The 10043-nt window shown below is 25.7% G+C and carries 8 protein-coding genes; all 8 read left to right on the top strand.

Features of this window, described 5'->3' with window-relative positions:
* Window positions 1–1287: 1287 nt before the first annotated feature.
* On the top strand, window positions 1288–1647 hold the full coding sequence (locus tag KQI77_RS09985) for a DUF1292 domain-containing protein (RefSeq protein ID WP_216390288.1): 360 nt from the start codon (window positions 1288–1290) through the stop codon (window positions 1645–1647).
* Between the two features lie 67 nt (window positions 1648–1714).
* Window positions 1715–2524, top strand: coding sequence for a PHP domain-containing protein (locus KQI77_RS09980; protein WP_216390287.1), 810 nt, complete (start codon window positions 1715–1717; stop codon window positions 2522–2524).
* A 1974-nt stretch (window positions 2525–4498) separates the two neighbouring features.
* A complete protein-coding gene (locus tag KQI77_RS09975) occupies window positions 4499–5137 on the top strand; it encodes an HAD family hydrolase (protein ID WP_216390286.1) in 639 nt (212 codons plus the stop codon).
* 12 nt (window positions 5138–5149) lie between these two features.
* Window positions 5150–5959 (top strand): aminotransferase class IV, encoded by an 810-nt coding sequence (locus tag KQI77_RS09970; protein ID WP_216390285.1) that lies wholly within the window; start codon window positions 5150–5152, stop codon window positions 5957–5959.
* Between the two features lie 136 nt (window positions 5960–6095).
* Complete coding sequence (locus KQI77_RS09965) at window positions 6096–8042, top strand: DUF342 domain-containing protein (protein WP_216390284.1); 1947 nt, start codon at window positions 6096–6098, stop codon at window positions 8040–8042.
* Between the two features lie 12 nt (window positions 8043–8054).
* Window positions 8055–8507: a chemotaxis protein CheW gene (locus KQI77_RS09960; RefSeq protein ID WP_216390283.1), complete on the top strand. Its 453-nt coding sequence runs from the start codon at window positions 8055–8057 to the stop codon at window positions 8505–8507.
* Window positions 8508–8518: 11 nt separating this feature from the next.
* The gene (locus KQI77_RS09955; protein WP_216390282.1) at window positions 8519–9007 is read left to right on the top strand and encodes a chemotaxis protein CheD; all 489 of its coding nucleotides are present in this window, start codon (window positions 8519–8521) and stop codon (window positions 9005–9007) included.
* 17 nt (window positions 9008–9024) lie between these two features.
* A complete protein-coding gene (locus tag KQI77_RS09950) occupies window positions 9025–10041 on the top strand; it encodes a chemotaxis response regulator protein-glutamate methylesterase (RefSeq protein WP_216390281.1) in 1017 nt (338 codons plus the stop codon).
* Window positions 10042–10043 lie beyond the last annotated feature (2 nt).

Here is a 10043-nt window from a genome sequence, read left to right as displayed (position 1 = left end):
CATAAAAATAAATATCAAAAAAAGGTAATTTCAGTTACCTAGCTTTGCTATCGGCTTTTTTAGAAAAAATTTAAAAAGTTATCCACAGATTGGGATATTTCTATTATGAAATATCCTCAATTAACTGAAAAGATAAGTAATCAAAAAATATATTAGATAATTTTTTAAAAGTAAGAATTACTGAAGACTTAAGATACTTGTTAATAATATAGATACACTAAAAATCACCCTAACGCTTAACTAATTAAAATATAATAAGCTTAGTGGAAGTAACCATTATTGTTAAGGCTAGAATTATAGGTAGATATAGAATAATATAACCATGATGAATTACAGATTAGTATAAATAATATGGAACAATAGGTTACTGAACTAATGCTATTATATTTTAATTATAATCATTCATTATGAAGATTTATTCAAAGCAATAATATTGATACTAAAAAAGAAAATCATAATATTAACATTATCAAATAACATTGGATTTTTTCTTTATAAATAATTTACTTAAATCAATAATTTGATATTAATTAACTGAAAAGATAAGTAATCAAAAAATATATTAGATAATTTTTTAAAAGTAAGAATTACTGAAGACTTAAGATACTTGTTAATAATATAGATACACTAAAAATCACCCTAACGCTTAACTAATTAAAATATAATAAGCTTAGTGGAAGTAACCATTATTGTTAAGGCTAGAATTATAGGTAGATATAGAATAATATAACCATAATAAATTAGAGGTTAGTATGAATAATATGGAACAATAGGTTACTGAAACTAATGCTATTATATTTTAATTATAATCATTCATTATGAAGATTTATTCAAAGCAATAATATTGATACTAAAAAAGAAAATCATAATATTAACATTATCAAATAACATTGGATTTTTTCTTTATAAATAATTTACTTAAATCAATAATTTGATATTAATTAACTTAAAAATTTAGTAACCCCAAAATATATTTGATAATTTTTTAAAGCAAGAATTAAGATACTTAATATAGATAAATTAAAAATCACCATAACGCTTAAATAATTAAAATATAATAAGCTTAGTGGAAGTAACCATTATTGTTAAGGTTAGAATTATAGGTAGATATAGAATAATATAACCATGAAGAATTAAAGATTAGTATGAGCAATATGGAACAATCGGTTACTGAAACTAATGCTATTATATTTTAATTAATAAAATTTTTAATTAATAAAATACTTTTATTTTTTGAGATAAGAGGGTAAAATATAAATGTATAATTATTTTTAAGGAGGAAACTAAATGATTAATGAATCACATAACTGTGACTGTGGATGCGGACACGATAATGAAGAAATGAATACTGGATGTGACTGTGGATGTGGCCATGATCACAATGATGTTGATGAATGCGGATGCGGATGTGGAGAACATGAACACAACCATTTTGTTATTGACTTAGAAGATGAGAACGGAAATGTAGTTTCATGCCCTATTATAGACGCTTTTGAGTTCGAAGATAATGAATATGTATTAGCTCAGAATCCAGAAGATTCTTCTGTTTATATGTTTAAAAACGTAGGAGAAGAATTAGTTGTTCCTGAAGAGGAAGAATTTAATAGAGTAGCAGAATACTATAATAATGAATTAGTAGAAGAATAATTTACTATAATGAGAGTGGTGTGTATTATATTACCACTCTTATTTCATATATATGGTGGGTGATATTATGATAAATGCAGATTTGCACATTCATTCTTCATATTCTGATGGAGAATTAAGACCCGATGAAATTATTAACAGAGCTATAGAGAAAAATTTGCAATATATATCTATAACTGATCATGATACTATATCATCTCAGTTTTGTATAAGTAATAAAATAAATATAATTCCAGGAGTAGAATTAAGTTCAAGATATAATGATCAAGATATTCATATATTAGGATATTTTATTGATTTAACAGATGTCAATCTGTTAAATATGTTGGAAAAGGTAAAAAAGAATAGAGTTGATAGAGCTAGAGAGATATTAGATTTGTTGAAAAAATATAATATTAATATAGAACTAGAAAGTATAATGAATGATAATGGAATAATAGGAAGAAGTAATATTGCACATGCTCTTGTTGAGAATGGATATGCTAGAAATTATAATGATGCATTTACTGAGTATCTTATTCCTGGTGGAAAGTGCTATGTACCAGGTGATAAACTTAAGGTTAGAGATGCAATAGATATTATATTGCAGAGTGGGGGAGTACCTATTCTTGCGCATCCAGGTAGGATATATAATACAATGCATATTGAGGATATCATAAAAACATTAAGATCTTATGGACTTAAAGGTGTTGAAGTGTACCATCCAAGTCATACCTCATCAAATAGTAATAAATTTTATAATATATGTAAAAAGTACAAGCTTATTATTACTGGTGGAAGTGATTTTCATTGCAGTAAAAAAAGTAAAGCTGATATTGGAGAATATGGAATTTCAGAAGAATTAATGAATAGGTTTTTAAAATCAAAATTGAAATAGAAAAATTATTGCAATATTTTTAGATAACTTATATTTTGCAATAATTAATATCAAAATTATATGTTTAAGTAAATAATATAATATGGATAAAATCCAATGTTATTTGGTTTGATTAATATTATGTTTGTTATTAGTATCAATATTATGTGTTTTCATAAATAGCATAATTTCATTAAGTATTTCTAAATATAAAAAATTAATGTATTAATGTATTATTTTTAGATAACTTATATTTTACAATAATTAATATCAAAATTATATGTTTAAGTAAATAATATAATATGGATAAAATCCAATGTTATTTGGTTTGATTAATATTATGTTTGTTATTAGTATCAATATTATGTGTTTTCATAAATAGCATAATTTCATTAAGTATTTCTAAATATAAAAAATTAATGTATTAATGTATTATTTTTAGATAACTTATATTTTACAATAATTAATATCAAAATTATATGTTTAAGTAAATAATATAATATGGATAAAATCCAATGTTATTTGGTTTGATTAATATTATGTTTGTTATTAGTATCAATATTATGTGTTTTCATAAATAGCATAATTTCATTAAGCATTTCTAAATATAAAAAAATTAAGGTAGCTAAATGTTGTAAACTCACTAAAGTTCAAACAGTACAACATTTTAAACGCTATCTTAATTTTTTTATAATAAGAAATCCTAAAATTCATTATGAAGATTTATTCAAAGCAATAATATTGATACTAAAAAAGAAAATCATAATATTAACATTATCAAATAACATTGGATTTTCCATTATAATAATATTATTTTACTTAAATCAATAATTTGATATTAATTAACTGAAAAGATAAGTAATCAAAAAAATATATTCAATAATTTTTTAAAGTAAGAATTACTGAAGACTTAAGATACTTATAATAATATAGATACACAAAAAATCACCACAACGTTTATATAATTAAAATATAATAAGCTTAGTGGAAGTAACCATTATTGTTAGGGTTAGAATTATAGGTAGATATAGAATAATATAACCATGAAGAATTAAAGATTAGTATAAATAATATGGAACAATAGGTTACTGAACTAATGCTATTATATTTTAATTATCAATAATTTATTCAAAGCAATAATATTGATACTAAAAAAGAAAATCATAATATTAACATTATCAAATAACATTGGATTTTCCATTATAATAATATTATTTTACTTAAATCAATAATTTGATATTAATTAACTGAAAAGATAAGTAATCAAAAAAATATATTCAATAATTTTTTAAAGTAAGAATTACTGAAGACTTAAGATACTTATAATAATATAGATACACAAAAAATCACCACAACGTTTATATAATTAAAATATAATAAGCTTAGTGGAAGTAACCATTATTGTTAGGGTTAGAATTATAGGTAGATATAGAATAATATAACCATGAAGAATTAAAGATTAGTATAAATAATATGGAACAATAGGTTACTGAACTAATGCTATTATATTTTAATTATCAATATTTATTCAAAGCAATAATATTGATACCAATAAAGAAAATCATAATATTAACATTATCAAATAACATTGGATTTTCCATTATAATAATATTATTTTACTTAAATCAATAATTTGATATTAATTAACTGAAAAGATAAGTAATCAAAAAAATATATTCAATAATTTTTTAAAGTAAGAATTACTGAAGACTTAAGATACTTATAATAATATAGATACACAAAAAATCACCACAACGTTTATATAATTAAAATATAATAAGCTTAGTGGAAGTAACCATTATTGTTAAGGTTAGAATTATAGGTAGATATAGAATAATATAACCATGAAGAATTAAAGATTAGTATAAATAATATGGAACAATCGGTTACAGAAACTAATGCTATTATATTTTAGTCTTTATTCTAATAATAAATTTACTCTTTTTTGATAAATGATATATAATGAGTATATAGATAGAAAAATGGAGGAGAATTATGACGAAATTAGCTTTATTTGATGTGGATTTTACTATAACTAGCAAAGAAACACTTATGCAATTGTATAGTTATAGTATAAAAGAAAAAAAATCAAATATAAAATATTTACCAAGAGCATTATTTGGTGGTTTACTGTATGTTCTTAATATATATGATGAGAGAAAAGTGAAAGAAAGTTTCTTGAAATTTATAGATGGAATGGATAAAGAAAAACTTGATGAATTTGTATCTAGGTTTTATCAAAATAGACTTAAGAATATACTCTATAAAGATGGAATAGATATGATAAAAAAATTAAAAAATGAAGGATGCGAGGTAATACTTATATCAGCATCTCCAGAATTTTATCTTAATAAATTATATGATATACCAGAAGTAGATAAGATAATAGGAACTAGATTTGAGTTCTCTGATGGAAAGTTTATGAGAAAAATGTTAGGTAAGAATTGTAAGGGTGAAGAAAAAGTTGTTAGACTTAATGAATACATAAAAGAAAAAGGGTATGATGTTGATTATCAGAATTCATATATGTTTTCTGACTCTTTATCTGATAAACCTTTATTAGATTTAGTTGGAAATGCATATTTAATTAATTATAAAAAAAATAGTAAATTTAATATATTGAATTGGAAATAGGAGGAGAGAATTATGATAAGAACAACTTCAAAAGTATATTTAGAAAATGGAGAAAGTAAGAAGATATCAGAATTCAAAGAAGATACAGAAGGAAAAATTATATATGAAGTAATAAGAATAATAGATGGTAAACCATTGTTTATGGAAGATCATTATGCAAGAATGAAATATTCTTTTGAATTAAGTGAAGTAGAGTTAAAGCTTACAGAAAAAGAGCTTAAAATGCAGATAGCAAAACTTGTTAAAGAAAGTGGAATACAAGAAGGAAATATAAAATTAACTTATTGTGTTCAAACAGATACTTTTAAGATATTTTTTATAAAACATAAATATCCTACAAAGGCTATGTATAAAGATGGTGTAGATACTATATTATTTTTTGGCGAGAGAGAAAATCCTAATGCTAAGATAGTTAATAATGAATTTAGAAGTAAAGTAAATAAACAAATAGAGCAGAGGGAAGCTTTTGAAGCTATATTAGTAAGTAATAATGGATTAGTTACAGAAGGTAGTAAATCTAATATATTCTTTATTAAAGATGGATATTTATATACATCGAAGGTACAGAATGTATTGCCAGGTGTAACTAGAACAGAAATAATAACTATGGCCATTAAATTAAATGTTAAGATAATAGAAGAAGATTTTAATTATCTAAAAGTAAATGAAGCAGATGCTGCATTCATATCAGGAACTTCTCCTAAGATTCTCCCTATTAAGAAGGTAGAAGATCATGAATATGATGTAAATAACGAACTACTAAGAAAGTTAATGAAAAATTTTGATGAAAAAATAGAAAATTATATAAAAGAATACAAATAATTGATTTTAAACTTGTAAACAAAATGTGAAAACTAATAACGTTTTGTAAAAATAGTAAAAAGTAAGTAATAAACTTAAAAATGATTATAGTAGTATATTATAATATTAGATATAAGGTATTAAAGGGGGAGAGGTTATGGGACAAAGAATTGTTGCAAAAACTCTTGACGAATGTCTAAGAATTGCGTCAAACAAACTATCTAAACCACAATCTAATATTAAATATACTATTGTAAGTCAAAAAAAGGGATTGTTTCACAAAGAATGTATTATCGAAGTTGATGAAGAAAAAGTAATTGAAAATCAAGATAATACTTCTAACATAGAAGAACAAGTAATGAAAGTTCAACCTAAAGAACCAAGTCAACCTGAAAAAGTAAAGGTTGACGGTAATAAAATAATCCTTTTGACAAATGAAAACGAATTTTTTAATCTAAAGGTTGATTCATCTGTAACATTAATTATAGATGGAATGCCATTTCTAGAAGGCCAAAAGGTAAATTCTCAAAGCGTAATCACGTATTCATGTAATGGTGTAAAAGGAACTAGAGATATGAAACTTAACACTAATGAATTAGAAGCAAGAATATCTATTGAATACGACCCACCATTAATAGGCTCAGTCAAGTGTAATATAAAAGGTTCAACATTAAATGTAAATTTAGATCTTCAAAAATCTAAAGATATGCCTCATTACACAGTTGACGAGATTCAAAAAGTATTATCCGATAAAAGTATAGTATATGGAATTGATCAAGAAGCATTAAAAAGAGCTTCTGTAGAAGATAAAGTAGACAATTTATTGATAGCAAAAGGTGTAAAAGCTATTGATGATGAAGATGATGAAATAAAGATAAATGATATTGAAGAAAGAAAAGCAGACAATGATCATGAAGATAAAAAAATAGATTATAGAGCAGCTAGAACTATAAAGAGTGTCGATGTTGGTGACTTAATTGCAGAGCTTATCATAGGAAGAGAAGGTAAGGATGGAATTAATATTTATGGAAATCCAATAAAGAGAAAGTTAAAGAAAAGTTTACAGCTAAAAGCAGGTGAAGGATGTAAAATAGAAGAGAATCAAGTTATAGCAACTAGAGAAGGACAGCTTTCTATAAAAGGAAATACATTTATAGTACATAAAGTTCTAGAAGTAGACAATGATGTAGATATAAAAAGTGGTAGCATAAAGTTTGTAGGAGATGTCAAGATTAATAGAAATGTAAATGAAGGAATGACAGTCGATGCAGGGAATAATCTTGAAATTGATGGAAATGTTGAACAAGCAACAATTATGGCTAGAGGTACTTGCATATTAAGAGGAAGCGCTATAAATAGTAAAATATATGTAGGCGTTGCCGGAGAAGATGAACATGCGAAGCTAACTAAACTTGATAATTTACTAAATGACGTAAATATATTAAATTCTTGTCTGAGAGAACTTGAGGAAAAAGGTGTGCTTGATGGAAAAAATGTAGGACAAGTTGCTAGATTAATAATTGATTCTAAATGTAGAAGTATAAATGCTGATGGAAATGAAGTATTGAAGTTAAATATAGAAGGTGAAAATTTCGCTAGGTTAAAGGAGATTATAAAAGGTAAAATTGTGGGACTTGGACCTGCATCTATTAAATATTCACAAGAATTAAATGAGGTAAGAGAACGACTTGAAAGCGAAATAGATCCAATTCAATCAAGATTAAATGAAGCTAGCAATTTATATTTAAATTATATACAAGATTGTAATATTACAACTACAGGTACTGTTTATATAGATGGGAAAGGTCAGTATACTTCAAAAGTTACTGCTATGGGTGACATAATATTTACAAAAGATAATTCAGTATGTAGAGGAGGAGAACTTGTAGCAGGAGGAAATATTAGTGCTAAGACAATAGGTAGTACAGGTGGAGTGAGCACAATATTAAGAGTTCCAAAAGACGGAGTGATTACTGCAGAGGTAGCATACAATAATACTATATTTTTCTTTGGAGAAAGAAAGTATACTCTAGAAATTCCATCTAAAAAGCTAAAAGCATATTTAGCTGATGGAGAGATAAATGTAGATAAATTGATGTTATAGGGAGGAAAGTATATGGAAGAACAAGGAGAAATGACAGTATTAATTTTTGAATTAAATGATGAATATTATGCGGCAAATATTGATGATGTGGAGAGAATATTAAGATTTAAAAATGCTACTCCAATGCCAGATGCACCTGATTTTGTTGAAGGAGTAATCAATTATGAAGATATTGTATTGCCAATTATAGATTTGAAGAAAAAATTTAATTTAAAAAATATAAAGAGTACAGAAGAACAGAAGGTTATATCTATGAAAATAGGTGAAAATAAATTAGGTATTATAGTTGATAGTGTATGTGAGGTATCAAATATAGATATGAAAAAATATGAAGAAGCACCTGATATAGCATTGGATTCAACTAGAAATTATGTTAAAGGATTAATAAAATTAGAAGATAAAATAATTATATTGATAAACGCAGATAATATATTAAGTAAACAAGAAGAAGAACTTATCTATTAGGAGGGACTACTATGGGAGATAACCAAATAAAAGTTGGAATAGCAGATTTGAATTTAGTATTACCTCCAGGAACAATTATGACAATAGGCCTTGGATCATGTGTGGGAATAGCATTATATGATAAGAAACATCAAATAGCAGGCTTGTCACATATTATGTTACCAGATAGTACACAATTTAGTAATTCAAATACACCAATGAAATTTGCAGATTTAGCTATTCCTATTTTGGTAAAGAAGATGGTTGAAAGTGGTGCTAATGCTAAGGAATTAGTAGCTAAAATAGCAGGTGGAGCCTCTATGTTCAATTTTTCAGAGAAGAGTATGGTAAGTGATATAGGTAGTAGAAATGTTATAGCAGTAAAGGAAGCGTTAAAAAAAGAAAATATACCTATATTAGCGGAAGACACTGGAGGTAATAAGGGAAGGACTATGTTGGTTGATTCATCTAACGGACAGGTTACTATAAGAATTGCTGGACAGAGTGAGAAGATATTATAAGAGAGGGTGAAGGGGCAATGGATCAAAAAAAAGTAATTGTAGTAGATGATTCAGCATTTATGAGAATGATTATATCAGATATGATTGAATCTACTGATAGATATAAGGTAATAGCAAGATTTAAAAATGGAAAAGAATTAATTGATAAGGTTGATGATTATAAACCAGATATTATTACTTTAGATGTAGAAATGCCGATAATGGATGGTCTTACAACTTTAAGAGAACTTAAGAAGAAAGATAAAAAGTATTCTGTAATAATGTTAAGTAGTTTAACTAAAAAAGGATCAGTAACTACAATGCAGTGTTTAGAAGCTGGCGCAGTTGATTTTATTGAAAAAGCTAATGGTTCAAATAGAGAAACTATGAAAGCAGAATTAATAAATAAAATAGACGCTATTCTAGAAAGTCAAGGAATGTCTAAGATTAAGATAGTACATAAAAATGTTGAAATTAAAGGGCATAAGAAAATAGATGCTGTTATTGTTGGCGCATCAACAGGAGGACCTAGAGCATTACAGCAAATGCTTAGTAAGATTGATGGTGATATAAATATACCTGTATTTGTAGTTCAGCATATGCCAAAGGGATTTACAAAAGCTTTTGCTGAAAGGCTTGATAAGATATGTAATTTAAAAGTGGTTGAAGCTGAAGATGGAATGGCTATAGAGAAAAATACAATATATATAGCTCAAGGTGGATATCATATGACAGTAGGTGATGGCAGAAGAATAAAACTTAATGAAGAACCTGCAATATGGGGAGTTAGACCTGCAGTAGATAAATTATTTGAATCAGCTGTAAAAATATATAAAGGAAATTTAGTATCAGCAATACTTACAGGTATGGGTAGAGACGGAGCTACTGGCTGTGAGCTTGTTAAAGATGCTGGTGGGGTTACAATATCAGAAGACCAATCAACTTGTACAATATATGGAATGCCTAAAGCTGCATATGAAACAGGAAAAATAGACTTAGTCTTACCGCTTCAAGAGATTGGAAGTAATATAAATAAGATTATAAAAGGGAGGTAAGA

This window comes from Clostridium sp. MSJ-8 (assembly GCF_018918325.1).
In the GTDB taxonomy this organism is placed as follows: Bacteria; Bacillota; Clostridia; order Clostridiales; family Clostridiaceae; genus Clostridium.
This window is presented reverse-complemented; position numbering and strand designations above follow the sequence as displayed.

Bases quoted from the DNA above. Each gene is read 5' to 3' on its own strand.
- KQI77_RS09965 (WP_216390284.1), top strand. From the start codon at position 6,096: ATGGGACAAAGAATTGTTGCAAAAACTCTTGACGAATGTCTAAGAATT.
- KQI77_RS09960 (WP_216390283.1), top strand. From the start codon at position 8,055: ATGGAAGAACAAGGAGAAATGACAGTATTAATTTTTGAATTAAATGAT.
- KQI77_RS09985 (WP_216390288.1), top strand. From the start codon at position 1,288: ATGATTAATGAATCACATAACTGTGACTGTGGATGCGGACACGATAAT.
- KQI77_RS09950 (WP_216390281.1), top strand. From the start codon at position 9,025: ATGGATCAAAAAAAAGTAATTGTAGTAGATGATTCAGCATTTATGAGA.
- KQI77_RS09970 (WP_216390285.1), top strand. From the start codon at position 5,150: ATGATAAGAACAACTTCAAAAGTATATTTAGAAAATGGAGAAAGTAAG.
- KQI77_RS09975 (WP_216390286.1), top strand. From the start codon at position 4,499: ATGACGAAATTAGCTTTATTTGATGTGGATTTTACTATAACTAGCAAA.
- KQI77_RS09955 (WP_216390282.1), top strand. From the start codon at position 8,519: ATGGGAGATAACCAAATAAAAGTTGGAATAGCAGATTTGAATTTAGTA.
- KQI77_RS09980 (WP_216390287.1), top strand. From the start codon at position 1,715: ATGATAAATGCAGATTTGCACATTCATTCTTCATATTCTGATGGAGAA.